We start from the raw sequence: 22,131 nt of genomic DNA on the forward strand, positions 1-22,131 counted from the left end.
CGGGGGTGACAAGGATAAGGGCTACAGCGACTTTTCATCCACCGAAGATCCCTGTGGGAGCGAGCCTGCTCGCGAATGCGGAGTGTCAGCCAGCATAGTTGTCACTGACAGAACGCATTCGCGAGCAGGCTCGCTCCCACAGGGATCTTGGTTTTAACCTGTAATAATTTGCATCAATTGGTTACATTCATAACCTCTGCGAATCAATCTCCCGAGTCTCACCATGGCCATCAACTTCGACCTCAATGACCTGCAAGCCTTTCGCGCCGTGGTCGAGCAGGGCAGTTTCCGCAAGGCCGCCGACACTGTTCGCCTGTCGCAACCGGCGTTGAGCCGGCGCATCGAGAAGCTCGAAGACGCCCTCGGCGTCAAACTCTTCGAACGCACCACGCGCAAGGTCAGCCTGACTCAGGCCGGGCGCGGTTTCATGCCCAGCGTTGAGCGTTTGCTCGATGATCTGGATGTCGCGTTGCTGGGCATCAGCGAAGTCGCTTCGACCCGTTTGGGTCACGTCACTGTCGCTTGCGTGCCTTCGGCGGCGTACTACTTCATGCCCCGCGTGATCGCGCGCTATCACCAGCAATTCCCGCGCATCAAAGTCAAAGTACTCGACTCCAGCGCGCACGATGTGTTGAGTGCGGTGGTCAATGGCGAGGCGGATTTCGGCTTGAGTTTTCTCGGCACGCAGGATGCCAAAGTCGAGTTCGAACCGCTTGTGCAGGAGTGCTACGTCGTCGCCTGTCGCCGCGATCATCCGCTGGCCGGGCGCAACAGCGTGAGCTGGGACGAGTTCTATCAGCAGGATTACATCTCGCTGGACAAGACGTCGGGCAACCGCTTTCTGCTCGATCAGGCGTTGAGCACGGTGGTGCCGCAGCGTTCGAGCATCTGCGAAACCCGGCATGTGACGACGATGATCGGTTTGGTGGAGGCGGGGTTGGGCGTGGCGGCGGTGCCGCTGATGGCGATGCCCGGGCCGGATCATCCGATCCTGACGCGGGTGCCGCTGACCGACCCGCAAGTGATGCGCAGTGTCGGCATCATCAAACGCCGGGGTCGCACGTTGACCCCGGCGGCATTGGAACTGGAGCGGCTGGTGGTGGAAATGAAGGTCCAGCCGCCTACGATCAGCGCTTGACCGAGTCCAGTCCGGTGGCCTGCACGTCAGCTTGCGCGGCCGGCGCGGCGAGGTAGGCGAGCAGGGCTTTGGCTTCTTCTGGATGCTGCGCACCGACTGGAATCCCGGCGGCAAAACGCGTCACCGATTGCACCGATTCCGGAATCTTCGCCACGAAACTCACACCCGGCACTGGCAGCAGTTCGCTGACCTGCTGGAAGCCCAATTGATAGTCGCCGGTAGCAACCACCGAGCCGACCGGGACCTTCGGGATCATCTTGGCCTTCGGTTTCAGCTGCTCTTCGATGCCCAGTTTCTTGAACAACTGCTGCTCGATGTACACGCCGCTGGCGCTGTCGGAGTAAGCCACCGATTGTGCGTCAAGCAAGGTTTTCTTCAAGGCGTCGACGCTGCTGATATCTGGTTTCGGCGCACCTTCACGCACCACCAGGCCGATCCGCGAATCGGCCAGCTCAACGCGCGAGGCCGGGTCGACCTTGCCCTGTTTGATCAAGTCGTCGAGGGCGTAGCCGACCATGATCACCACGTCGGCGTGCTCACCGCGCGCGAGGCGATTGGGGATCGCCTCCGGCGCTTTGCCCATCGACGGGCCGAGGCTGGTGGTCAGTGTGTTGCCGCTGGCGGCAGCGAATTTCGGCCCGAGAATCTTATAGGCAGCAGTGAAGCCCCCGGAGGTCATCACGCTCAATTCTTCGGCCTGCGCCGCGAGGTTGAACGCGAGACCGGCGAGCAGGGCGGTGACAGTAAACAGTTTTTTCATGGCAAGTTTCCTCAGGCCGCGACAGGTTGCAGACGACCACCGGCACGGCGGTACAGATAAAGAGTGGCGCACAAGGCACACAGCGCACCGATGCTCATCCAGTAACCCGGCGCGGCTTTGTCGCCGGTGTACTGGATCAGGAAGGTCGACATCGCCGGGGTAAAACCGCCGAAAATCGCCGTTGCCAGGCTGTAGGCGAGGGAGAAACCGGCAACGCGCACTTCGACCGGCATGATCTCGGTCAGCGCCGGAATCATCGCGCCGTTGTACAAGCCGTAGATAAACGACAGCCACAACAGCGACAGCAACATGTGGCTGAAGCTCGGCGCCTGCACCAGGTACGACAGCGCCGGATAGGTCGTGGCCAAGGCCAGCAGCGACATGGCGATCAGCACCGGACGACGGCCGATGCGGTCGGACAACAGGCCGCCAATCGGCAGCCAGAAGAAGTTCGACACACCAACCAGCAAGGTCACCAACAGTGCGTCGGAGGTGCTCAGGTGCAGCACGGTTTTGCCGAAGGTCGGCGCGTACACGGTGATCAGGTAAAACGCGGTGGTGGTCAGGGCGACCATCAACATGCCGCCGAGGACCACGCCCCAGTTCTGGCCAAGGGTGCGGAACACTTCGCCCATGCTCGGGCGGTGTTTGCGTGCGGCGAACTCTTCGGTTTCCGCCAGGTTACGACGCAGGAAAAAGATGAACGGCACGATCATGCAGCCGACGAAAAACGGAATCCGCCAGCCCCAGTCAGCCACCACATCCGGCGCCATCCATGCGTTCAAGGCGTAGCCCAACGCGGCGGCGACAATGATTGCCACTTGTTGACTGGCCGACTGCCAAGCGGTGAAGAAACCCTTGCGACCCGGCGTGGCGATCTCGGCGAGATACACCGACACACCGCCCAATTCCGCCCCGGCCGAGAAGCCTTGCAGCAAACGCCCGATCAACACCAGCGCCGGTGCAAACAGGCCGATGCTTTCATAACCGGGCACCAGCACAATCAAGATCGTGCCGCTGGCCATGATCGACAGCGTGACGATCAAACCTTTGCGCCGACCGACATCATCGATGTACGCACCGAGCACGATGGCGCCCAGCGGACGCATCAAGAAGCCTGCGCCGAACACCGCAAAGGTCATCATCAGGGAAGCGAACTCACTGCTCGCCGGAAAGAACACCGCCGCGATCTGCGTGGCGTAGAAGCCGAACAGAAAGAAGTCGAACTGTTCGAGGAAGTTGCCCGAGGTCACCCGGAAAATGGCGCCGGCCCGCGAGCCGTTATGTGGGATTGAGGCTGTCATAGAAAAGTACTCCACCGCTTTTATGACGTGCGCGACGGGAGGGCGGCGCACGGTTTTTATTGAGGCGGATGGTGGCGCAGGTGTAACTGGATGTTAATTGCATTGTTGGCATGGATTGATGTGCAAAGTGGATCAATGGTTTTTTTGGGTACAAATCCATTGCTGCGGTAACGGCTGCTTATGGTTTCGCCCTCACCCCAGCCCTCTCCCGAGGGAGAGGGAGCCGATTTCGGTTGGTTTTGAAACTTGCATTCGACTCGGTATCGCACGTCGGCGCACTTCTGCCAAACACCTCGGTCAGTCCCCTCTCCCTCCGGGAGAGGGCTAGGGTGAGGGGCTCTTGATTTTGCTTTTGTCTCCAGGACACCCAAATTCCAATGACCTCTAGCGGCCACCCCCGGTAAAAAAGGAATGTTTCCCGCCCCACGCAGTCGGAGTTGAGGTACTACCCAATTCAGGAGGTTCACCGATGAACAGCAAAACCCTAATCGCCAGCCTGGCCCTCGTCGCCGGCATTGCCGGGATCAGCCCACTTGTTCAAGCGGCGCAAACCTCAAATGAACAGGCCGTGCAATCCCCGGTCAGCGACCGCGAATTGAAGGTCAATGATCGGGCGCCGGATATTTATCAGCGCAGTGAAAAGGCAATTACCAACTGGAAACAGAAAGGTCTGAAACAACCCGAGCCGCAAGCGCAGTGGGTACAGATCAATGACCAGTACGTCATGGTGATGATCACCAACGGGACGATTGTCGAGATGAAACCGGTGGAGCGTTAATTTTTACGGCAATATCTGGCCATGAACGGGCGATCAAAATCGAGCGTCGTATGAATACAACCTCGTACGACGTTTCGAATGAATCGAGGTCAATGCCAGCATCATGAAAAACAAGCTACCTCATCAAAAACAAGGCACTCCCCGTTTCGGTGAAACGATATTTAACTCGCTACTCCATCGAGTTGACAGCAATGGATGGGGTGATGGCAAAATGATGGTTTGTCGCGTTTACATGGACTGTCATGACTATCAATTTCGGATTCACCGTTAAAGACTACAAATGTTTCAAGTCGCGCGGAGCCAGTATCCACCAAATCAAGCCCATCAACTTGTTGATCGGTAGAAATAATGTTGGTAAGTCGACTTTTCTAGAAGTGTTGGACTCTTTATGTGCTCCCGATGGCTGGGAGGGCACTCCGTTTGAGGAAATAGAGCTTTTTGAAACACTCACTGATGATGTATTCGCAAGGATAGATTTTGATGAGCAAGCTTATGTAGATGAGCCCGAGCCAGAAGCCGTTGATCACGAGCATCTCAGAGGGGCTGTGGTTACTTACAGGGAACGTCAACACGATACCGCTTATGTCGGAGTCAATTGTGAAGTTTCGGAATATGAACAGTATGGTCTGGCTGATCGATATTCAACAAATATGTTTCGTAGTGAGCTGGATGGAGGGTATATAGCGACTCAAAAAATTCTCGATAAGAAACATGTAAGATTACGTGCCGATCGCGATATTGTTCCAGAGGTCGATCAACAAAATATTACCTTCACGGATAATGGGGTTGGGGCGACGCAAATAGTTCATGCGCTCTCCCATCATTCTGAGCGGGATAGAGAGCTTATTACAAAAACCTTTTTAAGTGCATTGAATGAGGTGTTCAGTCCCGATACTCGGTTCATTGAAATTACAACGAAATATCACAAGACCGAAAAATTTTGGGAGATTTATCTTTCTGAAGATGGGGCGAAACTGTATCCGCTGTCCCAATCTGGAAGTGGATTAAAGACGATTATTCTAGTGCTGCTGAATTTGTTGGTTCGGCCAAAATTTGAAGATTTTCCGGTTTCTGAGTACATATTTTCTTTTGAGGAATTAGAGAATAATTTGCATCCTAGCCTGCAACGCAGATTATTCAAGTATCTCGAGAATTTTGCGGTAAGTAATAAGTGTCATATGTTTATTACCACTCACTCCAGTGTGGCCATTGATACGTACAGTTATTCGGATAGCGCGCAGATAAATCATATTCAAAAAATAGATGGAGAAGTGGTCGGGTTCGTTGTTAGCGACAACTCCCACGGGTATCGTGTGTTGTCCGACCTCGGGAATAGGGCCAGCGATCTGTTGCAAGCCAATGGCCTGCTCTGGGTGGAAGGGCCATCAGATCGCATTTATATTAATAAGTTTATTGATATTTTTAGCGAGGGAGAGCTTCGCGAAGGCGTGCATTTTCAGTATGCCTACTTTGGTGGGAGTCTCTTGAAGCATTTGGATATGTCTCTCCCTGAGCATGATGTCAATGAGGCTTTAAATGTTTTGCGGATTAATAAAAATGCTGTCCTTATTTGTGATGGTGACAGGCGTCAACCAGGTGATCCACTGAAGGCTAGAGTGATAAAGGCGATGCAGGATCTTAAGTCCACGGGCGGATATTCGTGGGTTACAGAGTGCAGAGAAATTGAAAATTGCATTCCTAAAGAGGCCTTTCAATCGGTAAATGCATTAAGTAATATTGCGCATATCGGAATGCATGAGTCGATACTGGAGTTCTTGACCCGGCATAAAGTGACAGAGGCCTCTGAATACACTCAAAAATTTGATAAGGCTAAAGAGTATGTAAAGTACTTTACTCAGAAAAATTTGGAGTTTCGTCCTGAGATTGAATTAAATATGAAGGAAATATGTTCCCGTATTCGAAGCTGGAATTTTATGTAGGTGGTCGCTCAAGCATTTAATAAAACCTAAATCATCTGCCTCGGCTTGGTGGCCGAAACCATGCGCGGGGCATTTTTCCATAAGGCTTAACGTTCTTTGGCGGATTCAGCCTCTATATCGGTAAGTGATTCATCACCTGCCCACCCCCCAGCCGATACTGATTATTGCCACTGCGCTTGGCCTCATACATCGCCAGATCGGCAATGTGCAGCAAGCGATCCATGGCCGTCGCATGATCCGGAAACACCGCCACCCCAAGGCTGGTGCCGATGTGGCGCTGGTCGTTGCCGATGCTGATCGGGGGCGACAGTTCGATGAAGATTTTCTGGCAGATGCTGCGGGCTTCGTCCTGCAAACTCAGGCTCGGCGCCAGGCCTTGCAGGATCACCACGAACTCATCGCCGCCAATGCGCGCAGCGGTATCGGTGGCGCGCAGGATGCGTTTCAGCCGCGTGGCCATGGTGATCAGCACCCGGTCGCCGGCGGCATGGCCGTAGCGGTCGTTGATGGTTTTGAAACCGTTGAGGTCGACGAATACCAGCGCTACGCGAGTTTCGGTCTGCCGCGCGTGATCCAGTGCTTCGGACAAGCGTTGTTCCAGCACCAGGCGATTGGGCAGGCCGGTCAGCGGATCGAAGTGAGCGAGGTGTTGCAGGTAACTGGCCGAGGCTTTTTCTTCGGTGATGTCGCGCACCACGCCCATCATTTTCACCACCGCGTCGTGGTCGTTGCGTACAACGTTGCCGGTTTCCCGCAGCCAGCGAATCGTGCCGTCGGGCCACACCACGCGGTATTCCTCATCGTGGTTTTCGCCAGTCTCCAGGCAGCGCAGTTCGCCTTCGCGCACCTTGGTGCGATCGTCCGGATGGACACAGGAGCAGAACAGCGCATAGGACGGGGTGATCTCACCGATCTTGAACCCGAACATGCCGTAGATCGCATCCGACCAGTACAAGCGATCCGTGTCGACTTCCCAGTCCCACGTACCGATGCGCGCAAAGTACTGGCTGCGCTTGAAGCGCTCGACGTCGCCGTCCTGCTGAATGTGTTGGCCATCGGCGGCCCGCCTCAGCAGATCCCGGTACTGCGCGAGCTGCCTGCGCAAACCGCGTTCGCGCCAAAGCAACACGGCGATGACGGCGAGCAAAATCGCGGCCACGGCAAGGCTGATCCAGAACAGAGTCATTCGGGCGCTGCCAGCATGGCGGGTCGATCCGTGGGGTAGTGGCGGTTGGCTATGTTAATGCTTCAATACTCAGTTCCGATACCACGTTGATCTGCGCTGGCAGGTTGCCAATCACCGGCATTTCTGGGAAAACGGCGGCCGGCTGAACAATAGAGTGAATGTTATGAATGATGAACTGCAGGTAATCGATCTTCAGATCGGTGAAGGCAAAGCCGCCGTCAAAGGCGCACTGATCACCACCCAATACACCGGATGGCTGGAAGACGGCAGCGAGTTCGATTCTTCCTACAGCCGTGGCAAACCTTTTCAGTGCGTGATTGGCACGGGGCGGGTGATCAAGGGGTGGGATCAGGGCTTGATGGGCATGCAGGTGGGGGGCAAACGTAAATTGCTGGTGCCGGCGCATCTGGGGTATGGCGAGCGGACGATGGGCAAGATCCCGCCGAATTCGAATCTGGTATTTGAGATTGAGTTGTTGGAAGTGCTGACGCGGGAGGATTGAAACCGGGTCTTTTTTACGCTTGGGAATAAATGCGATGGATGTGTGGCAGGTGGTTTCACAAGTTGCCGATTGGCTGGTTGAGAGGCATGCGACTCGTAGGGGATCGACCTACAACTATATGTTGTTCGTTTCCGCTGCCGCTGCAGTTGGCAGCTGGGTAGTCGCGAAAGAACTGCTCGCCAAACGCAAGGCTCTCAAAGCAAACGTGTCTGAAGCTCTGCAAAATGAAACGTTACGTGCGATGTCCTTTGCCCAGGAGGATGGGCGGCCAGTCAAACGCACTGCGACGTTGGTCCGGCAGGAAGAAACCTTTTTCGTCACGGTCATTCGCCATGACGATGAAGAATGCGTGGAGTCATCCAGTGAAGCGTTGCACTCGCTGGACGATGTCGACGTTTACTTGCGTGACCACACACCCTTTATCCTCGCGGATTTTCGAGCGTCGTGACTCACGCGTCCGATGCAGAAAGAACGCTTTCGCGAGCAGGCTCACTCCCACATTGGAACTGCGGTGTACTCGAATGCCGCGAGTAACCGCGAACAACTGTGGGAGCGAGCCTGCTCGCGAAGAACGATCACGCGGTCAGTCAGGCTGCGTGGGACATTTCGGCCAGTGTGTCGGCCACGGTTCTTTGCAGTGAGGGGAACCGGCGGGTCACGCGGCGCAGTGCGGGTAGCACGGCGTCGATTTCCAGTTCATCGAGTTGGGGAAGGACGGTGACGGCGGAGGCGACGATGGATTCGCGTTCGCTTTCGAAGAGCACCAGGCAGGCGTTCTGTGCCCAGCGTCCGTCCCGCTCGTTGAAGCCCATGGCCACCAGTGCCGCGACGACTTGTGCATCGGTTTTGTGGGTCATGGTTATTGCCTCAGGGCCGGTTCGATTTTGTCGAGGGCGCGGTTGACCGCGAGTTCGCCGAGCATGACCACTTGCTGGATGCCGAGCACGGTGTTGCGGTAGGGCGAGTCGAGCAGGGCGGCGAAGTCGCTGAGCATGACGCTGGCCGAGGCCATGGATTCGCAGGCGTGGGCCATGAGGTCTTCGGCGCCGGTGTTGGGGTCGACGAGGAACATGGTGCTGGGTTTGCGTGGTGGCGCTGGGGGCGCGGGTTTCAGGTAGTGATCGAGAGCGCGTTCGGCGGCTTCGTGGAGTTTTCTGGAGCCTGGTGTGGAATAAGGGGACGTTGAGTTTGGATCGATTTCCGCGTCTGTTTCGGGCGGATTCGGCGTAATTTTGAACATTTCTTAGAACCTTTTAATGAGGCCGACACGTTCATTGCGACTAAACAAATGGGTGGCAGCTATGCGCAGGTTAGTCGACCGGTGGTTCTAAGCAGTCCCGGCGCACCCGAAGGCGCCCTGCGCACAGCTACCATTAAGCTCAGGCGCGAGAATGCCTGACTGAACGGACTGTATGCTGCCAAAAAACCACCGAGCGACTAAACCCGATCACTGAACATTCAGTGACGCGAACCAAGTTACCGGCAGCCCCCAAGCCGCACAAGCCGGCGGATTCTGGCGTAGTTGTAGGCAAAGGCGCAAGGCGCTGTAGCCTTGTGGCTGATGTCTAAATGATGCTGCGTTTGACTGGACGCCTTCGCGAGCAAGCTCGCTCCCACATTTGAAATGCGTACCCCTGTGGGAGCGAGCTTGCTCGCGAAGGCGCCTTCAAAATCACTTCAGGATTCAACCCTCACGCCCCGCCCAAACCGCTCCCGATAAACCGACGGCGGCACACCCACGACCCCACGAAACGCCACACGAAAACTCTCCACCGAACGATAACCGCAACGCTCGGCAATCTGCTCGGTATTGTCCGGCGTACTCTCCAGCAACTCCCGCGCCCGCGCCAACCGTTCATGCTGCAACCACGCCTTCGGCGACTGCCCGCTAGCCTCGGTAAAACGCCGCAGAAACGTGCGCTCACTCATCGCCGCTTCGCTGGCCAGATCACGCACTTCCAGCGGTTCATGCAAACGCTCGCGCGCCCACTGCATCACCCGTGAAAGATCATTGCGCGGCGTCGGGCTGACCGGGGTCGGAATGAACTGCGCCTGACCGCCGGTGCGTTGCGGCGACATTACCAGACGCCGCGCCACCGAGTTGGCGACTTGCGTGCCGAAATCCCGCGCCACCAGATGCAGGCAGGCATCGATCCCGGCCGCGCTGCCCGCCGAGGTGATCAACTGACCGGAATCGACGTAAAGCACATCGGCATCGACGGCAATCGCCGGGAAGCGCTGCGCCAGTTCCGCCGTGTAACGCCAATGGGTGGTGGCGCCGTGGCCGTCGAGCAAGCCGGTGGCCGCCAGCACAAATACACCGGAGCAGATCGACAGTAATCGCGCGCCCCGGGCATGGGCCTGGCACAGCGCGTCGATCAATGCTGGAGGCACCGCCGCGTTGCGATCGCGCCAGCCGGGAATGATGATGGTGCGCGCCTCGGCCAATAATTCCAGACCGCCGTCGGCCAGCACCTGAATGCCGCCCAAGGCGCGCATCGGGCCTTTATCGACCGCCGCAATGGCGTGGGTGTACCACGGAAAATCGAACTCCGGCCGGGTCAGGCCGAAGACCTCCACGGCGATGCCAAACTCGAATGTGCAGAGGCCGTCGTAGGCCAGAATCGCGACCAGACCTGGTGATGTCGGCATTTGGCGGAAAATTCCCGGTGAGTGTCTTGTGCGCCACTGTAGCCGCAAGCGGCCGCTCGATAAAGTCTGTTCACACCCGTTCAGATAAAGGAGCAACACCCATGGTCAGTCTGGTTCGCGACATCCCCGCAGCCCCGTCGGCGATCGCCCTGATGCACTTCAGCAATCGTCTGACTTTCGAAACCGATTGTTCCGACGTGTTCAGTAGCCAGGAGGCTGGCGAGATTGATTTTGTTCTGGTCGATGTGCGCGGGCCGCTGGCCTTTGAGCGCGGGCATGTGCCGGGGGCGATCAATATCCCGAACCGGTTGCTGACGGCGGCGGAACTGGCGAACTACCCGAAATCCACGCTGTTCGTGGTCTATTGCGCCGGCCCACACTGCAACGGCGCGAACAAGGCGGCGGTGAAGCTGGCGGCGCTGGGTTACCCGGTCAAGGAGATGATTGGCGGCGTTACTGGATGGCTGGATGAAGGCTTTCAACTGAGCGTTGAGCAAGCCGCCAAAACCGCCATCGGCTGCGAATGCTGATCCCTTTGTAGGAGCTGCCGCAGGCTGCGATCTCATGATCTTGCGGTAAAAAAACCAGATCAAAAGATCGTCCGAACGCGGCCCGAGCCTGCGGCAGATCCTACAGGGAAATCAGCGATTTTCTGCGCTGGAAATGCTCTTGTCCTACAGCCTCTGCACCACGACGGCGCACCCGTTGATCCCGGTCAATCGGTGCGCCGATCTTTCATAAGTATTTGTCGCTTAAACACAATTTACCCTGTGCGCGCCGCCATAGACTGCCGGCCACTTCGGTGTTTGTAGCCAATTGGCCATGACCGAACGCTGAATCGAAAGCTGCCAATAAAAGCCTCCGCACACAGGAGTTATAAATGAAGAAGCTAGTGATGTTCGGTGCCCTGGCACTGTCGATGTTGTCCCTGACCGCTGTGGCCGAAGACGCCAAGCCGATCCGCATCGGTATCGAAGCCGGTTACCCGCCATTCTCGATGAAAACCCCTGACGGCAAACTGACCGGTTTCGACGTTGATATCGGCGATGCGCTGTGCGCGCAGATGAAAGTCAAATGCACCTGGGTCGAGCAGGAATTCGATGGCCTGATCCCGGCGCTGAAAGTGAAGAAGATTGACGCGATCCTGTCGTCGATGACCATTACTGATGACCGCAAAAAGAACGTCGATTTCACCATCAAGTACTACCACACCCCGGCGCGCTTCGTGATGAAGGAAGGCTCCGGTGTCAAAGCCCCGCTGACTGAGCTCAAGGGCAAGAAAGTCGGCGTGCTGCGTGCCAGCACCCACGACCGTTACGCCACCGAAGTGTTGGTGCCAGCCGGGATCGACCTGGTGCGTTACGGCTCGCAACAGGAAGCCAACCTCGACATGGTTTCCGGGCGTATCGACGCGATGCTGGCCGACTCGGTCAACCTGAGTGACGGTTTCCTGAAAACCGACGCCGGCAAAGGTTTTGAATTCGTTGGCCCGACCTACGAAGACGCCAAGTACTTCGGCGGCGGCGCCGGCATTGCGGTGCGCAAGGGCGATACCGCGCTGGCCGAGCAGTTCAACAAAGCCATCACCGAAATCCGCGCCAATGGCGAGTACAAGAAAGTCCAGGACAAGTACTTCGACTTTGATGTGTACGGCCATTAATACGCCGTAGAAAAAAGTGGCCCCGTTTGCGCGGTGGCCACTTTTTTTATGCTCTCTTTCTACTGATGGAAATCCCTGTGGGAGCGAGCTTGCTCGCGAATACGGTTTAACATTCAACATCTTTATTGACTGTCCAATTGCATTCGCGAGCAAGCTCGCTCCCACAGGGATCTCATTGATCCAGATCTACCAGACTGCAGGAGTTACCCATGCAACGCATCGACCATGTTCTGCCCTGGAGCCACTTGGGCAGCGAGCGCTCGCTCAGCGTGTTTCGCTACGGCGCAGGCACCCGCAAGGTGTACATCCAGGCCAGCCTGCACGCCGATGAACTGCCGGGCATGCGCACTGCGTGGGAGCTCAAGCAGCGTCTCAATGAACTCGAACAGCAGGGCCGTTTGCAGGGCGTGATCGAGCTGGTGCCGGTGGCCAACCCGATCGGCCTCGATCAACATGTGCAAGGTGCGCACATGGGCCGCTTCGAACTGGGCAGCGGCAAGAATTTCAACCGTGCCTTCGTCGAACTCAGCGCACCGGTCGCGGCGTTGATCGGTGAGCGTCTGGGCGCGGATGCCGAGGCCAACGTTGCACTGATCCGCCAAACCATGGGCCAGGTGTTCGATGAGCTGCCGGCCCCAGCCTCGCAACTGGAAGCCTTGCATCGTTTGTTGCTGCGCCATGCCTGCGATGCCGACATCACCCTCGATCTGCATTGTGATTTCGACGCGGCGATTCACTTGTACGCGCTGCCGCAGCACTGGCCGCAATGGCAATCGCTGGCGGCACGTTTGAAGGCTGGCGTGGCGCTGTTGTGTGAAGATTCCGGTGGCAGCTCGTTTGATGAATCCTGCTCGACGCCGTGGTTGCGTCTGGCGCGGGCATTTCCCAATGCTGCAATTCCGGCGGCGAACCTCGCGACCACGCTGGAACTGGGCAGTATGGGCGACACCCGGGTCGATCAGGCTCAGGCCAATTGTGAGGCGATTCTCGGCTTTCTTGCCGAGCAGGGTTTTATCAGCGGCGAATGGCCGGCGGCACCGGGCGAGTGCTGTGAAGGTCTGCCGTTCGAGGGCACCGAATATCTGTTCGCGCCACACCATGGTGTGGTCAGTTTTCTGCGCAATGCCGGCGAGTGGGTGGAGAAGGGCGATGCGCTGTTTGAGGTGGTGGATCCGTTGCAGGATCGCGTGACCACCGTGCGCGCCGGCACCAGTGGCGTGTTGTTTGCGCTTGATCGCGGGCGCTATACCGAGCCGGGGATCTGGCAGGCGAAAGTGGCGGGGCGGGTGGCGTTTCGTACAGGGAAACTGACTAACGACTGAAGGATCTTCGCTGGATTCACTGGCCCTTTCGCGAGCAAGCTCGCTCCCACAGGGGAATGCATTTCCAATGTGGGAGCGAGCTTGCTCGCGAAAGGGGTCATCAGCAGCACCCAACATGTTGATCCTCGCCGCAGGATGTTAGGCTCCCCCCCGAACCCGACACTCCGTGAAGGAAGGCTCTATGTTGAAGGTCTTTGCTCTGTTGACCCTGCTGGCGTCCACTGCTGTGCAGGCGCAAACCACGCTGCAATCCGATCTGCCGCTCAAGTACATCGAACAGGTGCACGCCGACGCTGAGGCTCGGCCGCTGGTGATCTTCCTGCACGGCTACGGCAGTAACGAAGCCGACCTGATCGGCATGAAATTCCAACTGCCGGCGCAATACAACTACCTGTCGGTGCAGGCGCCGCTGTCATTGGGTGAAGGACGTTTCCAGTGGTTTCGCAAGAAAGGCGAAGGCGCCTACAACGGCGAGACCGATGATCTGAAGGTCAGTGGCCAGAAGCTTCGCGACTTTATCGCGCAAGCAGCGAAGAAATATCACACCACCCCGAGCAAGGTGTACCTGATCGGCTTCAGCCAAGGCGCGATGATGACCTACGAAGTGGGGCTGAGGCCGCCAGTGGCGGTCGGTGGGATTGCGGCATTGAGCGGGCGTTTATTGCCAGTGTTGAAGGCTGAACTCAAAAGCGAAAAGCAGCCGTTGCCGCTGAACATCTTCATCGGCCACGGCACCGCCGATAATCCGGTGCCGTATAAAAACGGCACCGAGGCCAACGCGCAACTACAGAAACTCGGCTACAAACCGCAGTTCCACGCCTATCCCGGCGTCGGCCACAGTATCAGTGCGGCCGAGCTGCGTGACTTGAACGGCTGGTTGCAGCAGCTCAATCCTTGAGGATGGTTTTCACCAGCGCATCGTGACCTTTCTTGTCGCTGGCGCGGGAGATCACCTGCACCAGCGCCATCTTCGTGCCGGAGCCGGCCATCAGCGTGGTGTTGAGGGTCTGGCCACCGCCCTGGGTCGCGGTGCTGTCGACCTGACGCAGGCCAAGGCCGGTGCCTTTTTGGGTCAGGCTCTTTTCACTGAGTTTGTTGAAGTCCGGCAGCGCTTTGCGCTGGTCTTCAATGAAACTCGCCACGCTGCCGTCGAGGAACTGGCCGTCGTTGTCCTTGACGTGCTGGCCTTCGGGAATCTTGTTTTCAGCGGTAATGACCACGGTTTTTGTGGCCTCGTTGGTGTACATCGTGCCCGTGGTCCCGCTCGGGCTGGTCGGCAGCGGGTCGGCGATGAAACCTTTAGGCAGCACAAAGGTGAACTTGCCATCGAGCATCGAGACTTTCTCGGTGCTGGCTTTTTCCTTCGCTGCTTGCGCGTGAAGGGCGCCGAAACCGGCGAGGGCCGCCACCAGCAGGACGACGGCTTTTTTGCTCAACAATGACATGTGAATCTCCGGTGGATGGTCGCGCGAGGCGGGCGATCATCCCACGGAGGGGGGCGGGCGTTCCAGCGCGAATCGTCTGAGCGGTTACTGCGCCTGCGCTTTCGCCAGCGGACGGGCCAACAGCCGTTTGGTCACACCGAGCATGGCCACCGACACCGCCACGCCTACAGCAAATCCGCTCAGGCCCATGCTCGGCAACGTCAGTGCCGAGACCAGGCAAAACGCCGAAAACGAATACATGCCGGTCGCCGTCGCCCGTAACAATGCGGCGGTAAATGCCGGGCCGCGCGTTTGTTGCGAGAACACCGCCATCACACTGCCGAGCACCGGGAACACCGCAAGCAAACCGCTCCAGCGCTCGCCGACGGTGCTGGCGAGCATCGTCACCACCAGGGTCAACGCGGCGCCGGCGATCATCCGCCAGATCAGTCTGTCCGACTTCGGCGCCGGGCCGTTGAGCATCGGTTGCACCGTAGGAAACAGATACGGCGATGCCAGCAACGCAACCGCCGCCGCTGCCACTGAAAACGGCAGCGACGCCGGAATCAGCGACAACACCCCAGCAATCACGGCCCACACCGACAGCGACGCCGCCAACGCCAACGGCCAGTTCGCTCGTTGCGCGACCTGCGCGTAGGTGATGCAGAACGCAATCATCGCGAACATCGCCGATAACGCCGCCACCGCCGACTGCGCGGCAAACGCCGGACCCTGCTCGATGGCGAGGAAAAACAGAATTGGCCCGACCACCACCGGCAATCCCGACAGCCACCCGGCCACACTCGGCCCCCAGCGTTTGCCCGCCAGGGAAATCAGCAGCAGAAATCCGGGAATCAGCAGCAGTTTGAGGATCAGCACGCAGGAGTCTCCATCCGTTGAAGGTTCGCCACGTTAGCATTGTCGATCAGCGATTGCTGCCTATGTGCGCAGTTTTTGTATACAAAGTGTCGGGAGCAATACCCGACTATGCTCTGACTATCAGGGCTTGCCGGAGTCGATGCCGCGATGAACAGAACACCGAAGGTGTTGCGGGGATGCTGCGGCATCGGCTTGTGGGCGCTATTGCTGACGCCAACCTGGGCCAATTGGCAGGACGCCGTGCCCGGCGCGCAAATCATCGGCACCGGCGATTACAGCGTGTTCGGTTTCGATGTGTACAACGCGCGCCTGTGGAGCGCCGCGCGACCCTTGGTCGACGGCCAGCCGTTTGCGCTGGAACTGATCTACCGCCGCAATATCTCTCGCGACGATCTGGTCAAGGCCAGCGTCGACGAAATCAAACGTCTGGCCGATGGCCGCGTCAGCCCGGCGCAATTGGCCGGTTGGCAAATACAGATGCAGCAATCGTTCGTCGATGTGCAGGCCGGCACGCGGATTACCGGCGTGTACCTACCGGGGCAGGGCGCGCGGTTTTTTGTCGGTCAGCAGTTGCAGCACGAGATTGATGACCCGCTGTTTGCCCGAGCGTTTTTTGCTATCTGGCTGGATCCGCGCACACGCAGTCCGGAGTTGCGCGAACAGTTGTTGGGGGTGAGTCGATAAGAGCAAAAGATCGTCCGATCGCGGCCCGAGCCTTCGGCAGCTCCTACATTGGAATGCACTCTCCTGTAGGAGCTGCCGAAGGCTGCGATCTTTTGCGCTTCAAGGCTGTGGCGGAAACCTCTAAGCTGCGTCTTTCCGACTTGTTTCTGGATGTGTGCGTGAAATTCAGCTTGCCCAAAATCGCCACCGCGCCGTTTTGCCCGCCGGAAGTGGCCGGCAGTGTCGCGGTAGATCCCAATGCCTCATTCTTCAAACGCGTGCTGCGTTTTGCCGGTCCCGGTTTGCTGGTGTCGATCGGCTACATGGATCCGGGCAACTGGGCCACCGCCATCGAGGCCGGTTCACGCTTCGGTTACAGCCTGTTGTTTGTGGTGTTGCTGGCGAGTCTGGCGGGCATGGTCGTGCAGTGCTTGTGCTCGCGACTGGGCATCGCCACCGGTCGCGATCTGGCGCAACTGTCCCGCGAGCGCTACAGCACACCGACCGCGCGCTTGCAGTGGGTGCTGGCGGAAATCTCGATCATCGCCACCGATCTGGCCGAAGTGCTTGGGTGTGCGCTGGCGTTCCATTTGCTGCTCGGTTGTTCGCTGACCTTCGGCATTGCCCTGACCGCGTTCGACACCTTGCTGGTGCTGGCCCTGCAAAATCGCGGTTTCCGCCGGCTGGAAGCGATCATGCTGGTATTGGTCGCGACCATCGGCGTGTGTTTTTTCGTTGAACTGTTGCTGATCAAACCGTACTGGCCGGATGTCGCCCAAGGCTTCAAACCGTCGCTGGCGGCGATTGGTGAAGCGGCGCCGTTGTACCTGGCGATCGGTATTCTCGGCGCAACGGTGATGCCGCATAACCTCTATCTGCACACCTCGATCGTGCAGACGCGGATGATCGGCAAGGACCTGGCGAGCAAGCAGGACGCGGTGAAACTTGCGCGCATCGACACCATCGGTTCGCTGGCGCTGGCGTTGCTGGTCAATGCGGCGATCCTGATTCTCGCGGCAGCGGCGTTTCACCAGTCCGGGCACACCGACGTGGTGGACATTCAGGACGCTTACCACCTGCTTGATCCGCTGGTTGGCGGTGCGCTGGCCAGTGTGTTGTTCGGCGTGGCGTTGCTCGCATCAGGGCAGAGTTCGACCTTCACCGGCACCATCGCCGGCCAGGTGATCATGGAGGGCTACCTGAACCTGCGGATTCCGTGCTGGCAGCGCCGCTTGATTACTCGCGGACTGGCGTTGATTCCGGCGTTTATCGGCGTGTGGCTGATGGGCGATAACGCGATCGGCAAATTGCTGGTGTTGAGTCAGGTGGTGTTGAGTCTGCAGTTGCCGTTCGCCTTGTATCCATTGATCCGCATGACTAATGATAAAAAGCTGATGGGGCCGTTTGTGAATCGCTGGCCAACCCGGGTGTTGGCGTGGGGGTTGTTTGTGGTGATCAGCGGCGCTAACAGCTGGTTGATTTTGCAGTGGGCGGCTTGAGCCAGCATTTGCGGTGACTGGGGTGGCCTCTTCGCGAGCAGGCTCGCTCCCACATTGTTCGAGTTGATCACAACAGTGTGTACACCCCATAACCCTGTGGGAGCGAGCCTGCTCGCGAAGACGGACTATCAGGCGCCCACGTCGCTGAACATTGGAATGCGCCCATTGAGCGAGGGCCTGTAGTGCCAGTTCAGGCAATTCAGATCGATGCCCTTTGCGAGTATTTCCCGCACCGTAGCTCCGGCAATACTCATCGCCAACGCTTGCCCCGGACACTGATGCCGGCCACTGCCAAAACTGAAACTGCGGCGGTTCTCGCGCTGCGGCAGAAACTCCTCCGGCTGTCCGTTAAGCGCCGGATCTCGATTGGCCGAGGCCAGCAGCACCAGAATCACATCGCCCGCCTCGACACGCACACCGGCAATCTCACAGGACGCGGCGACAAAGCGCCGGGTGTTCTGCACGGGCGGGTCGAAGCGCTGGACTTCGCTGAGCAACGCTTCGATGGCTTCGCCGCGCAAATCCGGATGCCGACGAAGCGCCAACAGCGTATTGCCGATCAGTCCGGCACAGGCTTCGAATGTCTGCGAACAGAGCCCGATCAGGTTGGCGATCAGGGTTTCTTCATCGCCGACAAAGCGCCGCTTGATCGCGTTGAGCAAGTCGCTCGCAGGTTCGGCGAGCAATTCGATAAAGTAGCCGCGCAGTTGCTCGGCCGCTGCATCCGCTGCGGCCAATTGCAGGTCATCGCTCAACGGTGACAGGCAAGCGACGAAGTCCGCCGTCAGCTCGCTGACTACCCGCGCCTGTGCTGGCGTGAATCCCAGCAGCGCCGCGACCACGCACACCGGGCCACGAAACATTGCCTTGTACACACCGTCGGCGTCCGCTGTGATCAGCCGTGCGGCGACCAAAGCATTGATCGTCTCAAGGTCCAGCGCTGCCAGCTCAGGCTCGATCGCAGAACGCGGACAGCGCTGGCGTTCACCGTCATTCATCCGCATCAGTTGGCCAAAGACTTTGCCGGCCATCCTGCCGGCAATCGCTTTGGGCACGGGCTCCTGCGCCGGACGCACCCGGCAATCAGCGTGGGCCAACACCGCACACACCGCACGGGCGCTGCTGGCGACCCACAGTTTCAGCTCGGGATGAAACGTCAGTCCACCTGCTGCGCGCAGTTCGGCGTAGTAGGGATAAGGGTCGGCATGCGTTGCGGCGCTGATCGGGTTCATGGTTTGCATCCTTGTCGGCGGGGAAAGTGTTGCTACTATCTCCACTGCGCAACGACGACGATTCGTCCGGGAGCGAACTATGCACGCAGAACATCAAGACATCGGCGTATCGCAGGTGGCCGCCGCCATCGCCGAGCCGGCGCGGACAAAAATCCTCTGTTCGCTGATGGACGGCCACGCCCGCACCAGCACGGAGCTTGCGACGATCGCTGAAGTCAGCGCCTCGACCGCCAGTGTGCACTTGGCGAAACTCAAGGACCTGGCCCTGGTGCGCCTGCATGTGCAGGGCCGCCATCGCTATTACAGCCTCGCTGATCAGCGCGTGGCGCAGGCGCTGGAAGCGTTGATGGTGATTGGCCAGAACGCGGCGCCGACGTTCAAGGCGCATACGCCGGATCGTCTGCAATTCGCTCGCACCTGTTATGACCACATGGCCGGAACGCTGGCGGTGTTGCTGCATGACCGTTTGCTTGAGGCTGGTTGGCTGGTGCAAACCGACGAACAGGCGTATCGCTTGAGTGACAGTGGCGAGGCGTTGTTTCTCGGTTTGGGCATCGAAGTGCAGGATTTGACGACGCTGCGCCGCAAGTTTGCCTGCCCGTGTCTGGACTGGAGCATGCGCCGGCCGCATCTCGGGGGTTCGCTGGGTGCAGCGTTGTTGCAAACGGCGCTGAAGCGCAAGTGGGTGACGCAGGATCTGGACAGTCGAGCGTTGGCGTTGACGGCGCTGGGGCGTAAGGAGATCAGTGCGCGGTTTGGCGTTGAATGGCCGGTAGACGGGCAGATCAAAAGATCGCAGCCTTCGGCAGCTCCTACAGAAATCGCGTACACCCGATAAATCTCGACCCTACCCGATCCAGGTAGGAGCTGCCGAAGGCTGCGATCTTTTGATTTTCAGCTTCTGACCGACGAGGGGCGCATCTGCCACCTTGTATCACCGCAGACGACTCTATACTGTATATGCAAACAGTAAAGGGCCCGTGCCATGCAAATCATCGACAAGCTGAGCATCCTCGCCGACGCCGCCAAGTATGACGCTTCCTGCGCGAGCAGTGGCGCGCCCAAGCGCAGCTCCGAAGGCAAGAGCGGGTTGGGCTCGACCGATGGCATGGGCATCTGCCACAGCTACACGCCGGACGGGCGCTGTGTGTCGTTGTTGAAGATTCTACTGACCAATTTCTGCCTTTACGATTGCCAATACTGCGTCAACCGCCGCTCCAGCGATGTTCCGCGTGCCCGTTTCACCCCCGAAGAAGTTGTGGCGCTGACCATGGATTTCTACCGGCGCAATTGCGTCAGCGGGCTGTTTCTCAGTTCCGGCATCATCCGCTCGGCGGACTACACCATGGAACAACTGGTGCGGGTGGCGAAGCTGCTGCGCGAAGAGCATGAGTTTCGCGGGTACATCCATCTCAAGACCATTCCCGAAGCCGATCCGGCATTGATTGAAGAGGCTGGCCGCTACGCCGATCGCCTGAGCGTCAACATCGAACTGCCGACCGATGCCAGCCTGCAAGTGCTGGCACCGGAGAAGGACATCGCTTCGATCAAGCAGGCGATGAACACCATCTACACCGGCGTGCAGACCGTTTTGAACGAACCGCGCTCGGCGAAGTTCGCTCCAGCCGGGCAAAGCACGCAATTGATTGTCGGCGCCGACGACACCGACGACAGCACCATCCTCCACAGCGCCCAGGCCTTGTACGGCAACTTCCGACTGCGCCGGGTCTACTATTCGGCCTTCAGCCCGATCCCCGACAGCCCGAAAAGCGTACCGCTGGCCGCGCCGCCGCTGATGCGTGAGCACCGTTTGTATCAGGCCGATTTTCTCTTGCGCAGTTATGGCTACAGCGCCGACGAGTTGCTCAAGGGGCCGGGTAATCTGGCGCTGGACATCGACCCGAAACTGGCTTGGGCTTTGCAAAATCGTGAAGTGTTCCCGCTGGATCTGAACCGTGCCGAAGCGTCTCTGATCGCGCGTATTCCCGGTATCGGCCTGCGTACCACCGAACGTCTGGTCGAGCTGCGTCGACAGCGGCGCATTCGTTACGAAGACGTCGCGCGCATGCGCTGCGTGCTGGCCAAGGCCAAGCCGTTCATCATCACCAGCGACTACCACCCGCAGCAGGCTGAAGTCACCAGCCATTTGCTCTATCAGCAACTGCGCGACCGGCCGATGCCGCAGCAGATGGGGCTGTGGGGATGATCAATCTCGATTGCGATGATCTGTTCGACACCTGGCGCCAGCAGGCGCGCTGGTTGCTGAGCCATGAAGTTGATCCGAGTCTGGTGAGCTGGGCCTCGGAAGGTGTCGGTGATCTGTTTGCCAATGATGAGCCGGTGCCTGAAGGGCAAGGGCCGTTTCAGGCACGTATTCCGCGAGCGTTGCTCGACACGCTGGAGCAAGCCTCGCGCTATCGCGGCGATCAACGCTGGAGCCTGCTCTATGAGGTGTTGTGGCGCGTCAGCCACGGCGACCGCACGGCGATGATGGCCGGGGACAAACTCGGCAGTGAACTGCAGCGACGGATCAAACAAGTCAATCGCGAAGCCCATCATCTGCATGCGTTTGTGCGCTTCATCGAACGCCCTTCATCCAGCGCGGGTCCGCAATATGTGGCTTGGCATGAACCGGCCCATGACATTCTGCACAGCGCCAGCGAGCACTTCATCGGGCGCATGGGCCGCCACCGCTGGTTGATCGCCACGCCACGTGACGGGGTTTATTACGATGGCGAGCAACTGATTCATCAGCGGCAATGCCCGCTGGAATGGCAGCAACTGGCGCAGAATGTCGACGATCCTCATGGGGATCTGTGGCTGACTTATTACAGCCACATCTTTAATCCAGCGCGGTTGAACGAGAAGGTCATGCAGGGGCATTTGCCGGCGCGGTTCTGGAAGAATCTGCCGGAAGGGGAGTTGATTCCCGGGTTGATTACGCAGGCGCGAATGGGTAAGCAGCAGAATGGGCAGGCGAGCGGGATTGCTGAGCGACTTGGTAAACGGATAACGCTGAAAAGCCCCTCACCCTAACCCTCTCCCAGAGGGAGAGGGGACTGACCGAGGTGTTCTCGCGTACTACACCGACCTGAAAGCTCGCGTCGAACTCAGGTTTTGAACGGCACAACGATCGGCTCCCTTTCCCCCTCGCCCCCTGGGGGAGAGGGCTGGGGTGAGGGGGAAAAGATC

The 22,131-nt window shown here is 58.6% G+C and carries 23 protein-coding genes; 14 read left to right on the forward strand and 9 right to left on the reverse strand.

Annotated features, from left to right (window positions below; genetic code table 11):
* Positions 1 to 223: 223 nt before the first annotated feature.
* Positions 224 to 1,138, forward strand: a complete 915-nt coding sequence (locus F8N44_RS11405; protein ID WP_150650370.1) for a LysR family transcriptional regulator — start codon at positions 224 to 226, stop codon at positions 1,136 to 1,138.
* On the opposite strand, the gene F8N44_RS11410 is transcribed toward F8N44_RS11405, so the two are convergent.
* Positions 1,128 to 1,898 (reverse strand): substrate-binding domain-containing protein, encoded by a 771-nt coding sequence (locus F8N44_RS11410; protein ID WP_150650371.1) that lies wholly within the window; start codon positions 1,896 to 1,898, stop codon positions 1,128 to 1,130. The two genes, F8N44_RS11405 and F8N44_RS11410, sit on opposite strands and share 11 nt — an antisense overlap.
* Positions 1,899 to 1,909: 11 nt before the next feature.
* Positions 1,910 to 3,202 carry an MFS transporter gene (locus F8N44_RS11415; RefSeq protein ID WP_095048013.1) on the reverse strand — a complete coding sequence of 431 codons (1,293 nt, stop codon included), beginning with the start codon at positions 3,200 to 3,202 and terminating at the stop codon, positions 1,910 to 1,912.
* A 469-nt stretch (positions 3,203 to 3,671) separates the two neighbouring features.
* Between F8N44_RS11415 and F8N44_RS11420 the strand changes: the two genes are divergently transcribed.
* Positions 3,672 to 3,980: an RcnB family protein gene (locus F8N44_RS11420; RefSeq protein WP_007915043.1), complete on the forward strand. Its 309-nt coding sequence runs from the start codon at positions 3,672 to 3,674 to the stop codon at positions 3,978 to 3,980.
* 242 nt (positions 3,981 to 4,222) lie between these two features.
* Positions 4,223 to 5,920, forward strand: a complete 1,698-nt coding sequence (locus F8N44_RS11425) for an ATP-dependent nuclease (protein ID WP_150650372.1) — start codon at positions 4,223 to 4,225, stop codon at positions 5,918 to 5,920.
* A 112-nt stretch (positions 5,921 to 6,032) separates the two neighbouring features.
* Here F8N44_RS11425 and F8N44_RS11430 read toward each other — a convergent pair whose 3' ends face one another.
* A complete protein-coding gene (locus tag F8N44_RS11430; protein ID WP_150650373.1) occupies positions 6,033 to 7,106 on the reverse strand; it encodes a sensor domain-containing diguanylate cyclase in 1,074 nt (357 codons plus the stop codon).
* 163 nt (positions 7,107 to 7,269) lie between these two features.
* Here F8N44_RS11430 and F8N44_RS11435 point away from each other — a divergent pair, with 163 nt between their 5' ends.
* Positions 7,270 to 7,608, forward strand: coding sequence for an FKBP-type peptidyl-prolyl cis-trans isomerase (locus tag F8N44_RS11435; RefSeq protein ID WP_150650374.1), 339 nt, complete (start codon positions 7,270 to 7,272; stop codon positions 7,606 to 7,608).
* Positions 7,609 to 7,642: 34 nt separating this feature from the next.
* Entirely contained in the window at positions 7,643 to 8,056 is a 414-nt protein-coding gene (locus tag F8N44_RS11440; protein ID WP_150650375.1) for a hypothetical protein, read from the forward strand.
* A 139-nt stretch (positions 8,057 to 8,195) separates the two neighbouring features.
* Here F8N44_RS11440 and F8N44_RS11445 read toward each other — a convergent pair whose 3' ends face one another.
* The 3 genes from F8N44_RS11445 to ftrA all read right to left on the reverse strand — a co-directional run bounded on the left by F8N44_RS11445 (position 8,196) and on the right by ftrA (position 10,260).
* Positions 8,196 to 8,465 carry a hypothetical protein gene (locus F8N44_RS11445; RefSeq protein WP_150650376.1) on the reverse strand — a complete coding sequence of 90 codons (270 nt, stop codon included), beginning with the start codon at positions 8,463 to 8,465 and terminating at the stop codon, positions 8,196 to 8,198.
* A gap of 2 nt (positions 8,466 to 8,467) precedes the next feature.
* Positions 8,468 to 8,848 carry a DUF6124 family protein gene (locus tag F8N44_RS11450; RefSeq protein ID WP_150650377.1) on the reverse strand — a complete coding sequence of 127 codons (381 nt, stop codon included), beginning with the start codon at positions 8,846 to 8,848 and terminating at the stop codon, positions 8,468 to 8,470.
* A gap of 437 nt (positions 8,849 to 9,285) precedes the next feature.
* Complete coding sequence (ftrA, locus tag F8N44_RS11455) at positions 9,286 to 10,260, reverse strand: transcriptional regulator FtrA (protein WP_141127156.1); 975 nt, start codon at positions 10,258 to 10,260, stop codon at positions 9,286 to 9,288.
* A gap of 101 nt (positions 10,261 to 10,361) precedes the next feature.
* Between ftrA and F8N44_RS11460 the strand changes: the two genes are divergently transcribed.
* The 4 genes from F8N44_RS11460 (at position 10,362) to F8N44_RS11475 (ending at position 14,140) form a co-directional block, all read left to right on the forward strand.
* On the forward strand, positions 10,362 to 10,790 hold the full coding sequence (locus F8N44_RS11460; RefSeq protein WP_150650378.1) for a rhodanese-like domain-containing protein: 429 nt from the start codon (positions 10,362 to 10,364) through the stop codon (positions 10,788 to 10,790).
* Between the two features lie 350 nt (positions 10,791 to 11,140).
* Complete coding sequence (locus tag F8N44_RS11465) at positions 11,141 to 11,920, forward strand: ABC transporter substrate-binding protein (protein ID WP_150650379.1); 780 nt, start codon at positions 11,141 to 11,143, stop codon at positions 11,918 to 11,920.
* Between the two features lie 209 nt (positions 11,921 to 12,129).
* Entirely contained in the window at positions 12,130 to 13,242 is a 1,113-nt protein-coding gene (locus F8N44_RS11470) for a succinylglutamate desuccinylase/aspartoacylase family protein (RefSeq protein WP_150650380.1), read from the forward strand.
* A 181-nt stretch (positions 13,243 to 13,423) separates the two neighbouring features.
* Positions 13,424 to 14,140 (forward strand): alpha/beta hydrolase, encoded by a 717-nt coding sequence (locus tag F8N44_RS11475; protein ID WP_150650381.1) that lies wholly within the window; start codon positions 13,424 to 13,426, stop codon positions 14,138 to 14,140.
* Here the strand turns inward: F8N44_RS11475 and F8N44_RS11480 are convergent.
* Both F8N44_RS11480 and F8N44_RS11485 read right to left on the reverse strand, forming a co-directional pair.
* Positions 14,130 to 14,687 carry a hypothetical protein gene (locus F8N44_RS11480; RefSeq protein WP_150650382.1) on the reverse strand — a complete coding sequence of 186 codons (558 nt, stop codon included), beginning with the start codon at positions 14,685 to 14,687 and terminating at the stop codon, positions 14,130 to 14,132. The two genes, F8N44_RS11475 and F8N44_RS11480, sit on opposite strands and share 11 nt — an antisense overlap.
* Positions 14,688 to 14,771: 84 nt before the next feature.
* The gene (locus tag F8N44_RS11485; protein ID WP_150650383.1) at positions 14,772 to 15,545 is read right to left on the reverse strand and encodes a hypothetical protein; all 774 of its coding nucleotides are present in this window, start codon (positions 15,543 to 15,545) and stop codon (positions 14,772 to 14,774) included.
* Positions 15,546 to 15,692: 147 nt separating this feature from the next.
* Here F8N44_RS11485 and F8N44_RS11490 point away from each other — a divergent pair, with 147 nt between their 5' ends.
* Entirely contained in the window at positions 15,693 to 16,229 is a 537-nt protein-coding gene (locus F8N44_RS11490) for a chalcone isomerase family protein (protein WP_150650384.1), read from the forward strand.
* Positions 16,230 to 16,387: 158 nt separating this feature from the next.
* Complete coding sequence (locus F8N44_RS11495) at positions 16,388 to 17,707, forward strand: Nramp family divalent metal transporter (protein ID WP_077573596.1); 1,320 nt, start codon at positions 16,388 to 16,390, stop codon at positions 17,705 to 17,707.
* 128 nt (positions 17,708 to 17,835) lie between these two features.
* Here the strand turns inward: F8N44_RS11495 and F8N44_RS11500 are convergent, their stop codons facing one another.
* Positions 17,836 to 18,939 (reverse strand): cytochrome P450, encoded by a 1,104-nt coding sequence (locus F8N44_RS11500; RefSeq protein WP_150650385.1) that lies wholly within the window; start codon positions 18,937 to 18,939, stop codon positions 17,836 to 17,838.
* A gap of 79 nt (positions 18,940 to 19,018) precedes the next feature.
* Between F8N44_RS11500 and F8N44_RS11505 the strand changes: the two genes are divergently transcribed.
* The 3 genes from F8N44_RS11505 (at position 19,019) to F8N44_RS11515 (ending at position 21,975) form a co-directional block, all read left to right on the forward strand.
* Complete coding sequence (locus F8N44_RS11505; RefSeq protein WP_150650386.1) at positions 19,019 to 19,777, forward strand: ArsR/SmtB family transcription factor; 759 nt, start codon at positions 19,019 to 19,021, stop codon at positions 19,775 to 19,777.
* A 147-nt stretch (positions 19,778 to 19,924) separates the two neighbouring features.
* On the forward strand, positions 19,925 to 21,145 hold the full coding sequence (locus F8N44_RS11510) for a putative DNA modification/repair radical SAM protein (protein WP_077573477.1): 1,221 nt from the start codon (positions 19,925 to 19,927) through the stop codon (positions 21,143 to 21,145).
* Complete coding sequence (locus F8N44_RS11515) at positions 21,142 to 21,975, forward strand: TIGR03915 family putative DNA repair protein (protein ID WP_150650387.1); 834 nt, start codon at positions 21,142 to 21,144, stop codon at positions 21,973 to 21,975. Before F8N44_RS11510 ends, F8N44_RS11515 begins: the two co-directional genes overlap by 4 nt.
* Positions 21,976 to 22,131: the final 156 nt, after the last annotated feature.

The organism is Pseudomonas fluorescens, from assembly GCF_902497745.1.
Taxonomy (GTDB): Bacteria; Pseudomonadota; Gammaproteobacteria; order Pseudomonadales; family Pseudomonadaceae; genus Aquipseudomonas; species Aquipseudomonas fluorescens_BM.

Excerpts from the sequence above, each read along its gene's own strand:
- F8N44_RS11500 (WP_150650385.1), bottom strand. The coding sequence starts at position 18,939 with ATGAACCCGATCAGCGCCGCAACGCATGCCGACCCTTATCCCTACTAC.
- F8N44_RS11445 (WP_150650376.1), bottom strand. The coding sequence starts at position 8,465 with ATGACCCACAAAACCGATGCACAAGTCGTCGCGGCACTGGTGGCCATG.
- F8N44_RS11480 (WP_150650382.1), bottom strand. The coding sequence starts at position 14,687 with ATGTCATTGTTGAGCAAAAAAGCCGTCGTCCTGCTGGTGGCGGCCCTC.
- F8N44_RS11440 (WP_150650375.1), top strand. The coding sequence starts at position 7,643 with ATGGATGTGTGGCAGGTGGTTTCACAAGTTGCCGATTGGCTGGTTGAG.
- F8N44_RS11505 (WP_150650386.1), top strand. The coding sequence starts at position 19,019 with ATGCACGCAGAACATCAAGACATCGGCGTATCGCAGGTGGCCGCCGCC.
- F8N44_RS11460 (WP_150650378.1), top strand. The coding sequence starts at position 10,362 with ATGGTCAGTCTGGTTCGCGACATCCCCGCAGCCCCGTCGGCGATCGCC.
- F8N44_RS11515 (WP_150650387.1), top strand. The coding sequence starts at position 21,142 with ATGATCAATCTCGATTGCGATGATCTGTTCGACACCTGGCGCCAGCAG.
- F8N44_RS11435 (WP_150650374.1), top strand. The coding sequence starts at position 7,270 with ATGAATGATGAACTGCAGGTAATCGATCTTCAGATCGGTGAAGGCAAA.
- F8N44_RS11410 (WP_150650371.1), bottom strand. The coding sequence starts at position 1,898 with ATGAAAAAACTGTTTACTGTCACCGCCCTGCTCGCCGGTCTCGCGTTC.
- F8N44_RS11405 (WP_150650370.1), top strand. The coding sequence starts at position 224 with ATGGCCATCAACTTCGACCTCAATGACCTGCAAGCCTTTCGCGCCGTG.
- F8N44_RS11415 (WP_095048013.1), bottom strand. The coding sequence starts at position 3,202 with ATGACAGCCTCAATCCCACATAACGGCTCGCGGGCCGGCGCCATTTTC.
- F8N44_RS11465 (WP_150650379.1), top strand. The coding sequence starts at position 11,141 with ATGAAGAAGCTAGTGATGTTCGGTGCCCTGGCACTGTCGATGTTGTCC.
- F8N44_RS11420 (WP_007915043.1), top strand. The coding sequence starts at position 3,672 with ATGAACAGCAAAACCCTAATCGCCAGCCTGGCCCTCGTCGCCGGCATT.
- F8N44_RS11510 (WP_077573477.1), top strand. The coding sequence starts at position 19,925 with ATGCAAATCATCGACAAGCTGAGCATCCTCGCCGACGCCGCCAAGTAT.
- F8N44_RS11450 (WP_150650377.1), bottom strand. The coding sequence starts at position 8,848 with ATGTTCAAAATTACGCCGAATCCGCCCGAAACAGACGCGGAAATCGAT.
- ftrA (WP_141127156.1), bottom strand. The coding sequence starts at position 10,260 with ATGCCGACATCACCAGGTCTGGTCGCGATTCTGGCCTACGACGGCCTC.
- F8N44_RS11425 (WP_150650372.1), top strand. The coding sequence starts at position 4,223 with ATGACTATCAATTTCGGATTCACCGTTAAAGACTACAAATGTTTCAAG.
- F8N44_RS11470 (WP_150650380.1), top strand. The coding sequence starts at position 12,130 with ATGCAACGCATCGACCATGTTCTGCCCTGGAGCCACTTGGGCAGCGAG.
- F8N44_RS11475 (WP_150650381.1), top strand. The coding sequence starts at position 13,424 with ATGTTGAAGGTCTTTGCTCTGTTGACCCTGCTGGCGTCCACTGCTGTG.
- F8N44_RS11490 (WP_150650384.1), top strand. The coding sequence starts at position 15,693 with ATGAACAGAACACCGAAGGTGTTGCGGGGATGCTGCGGCATCGGCTTG.
- F8N44_RS11430 (WP_150650373.1), bottom strand. The coding sequence starts at position 7,106 with ATGACTCTGTTCTGGATCAGCCTTGCCGTGGCCGCGATTTTGCTCGCC.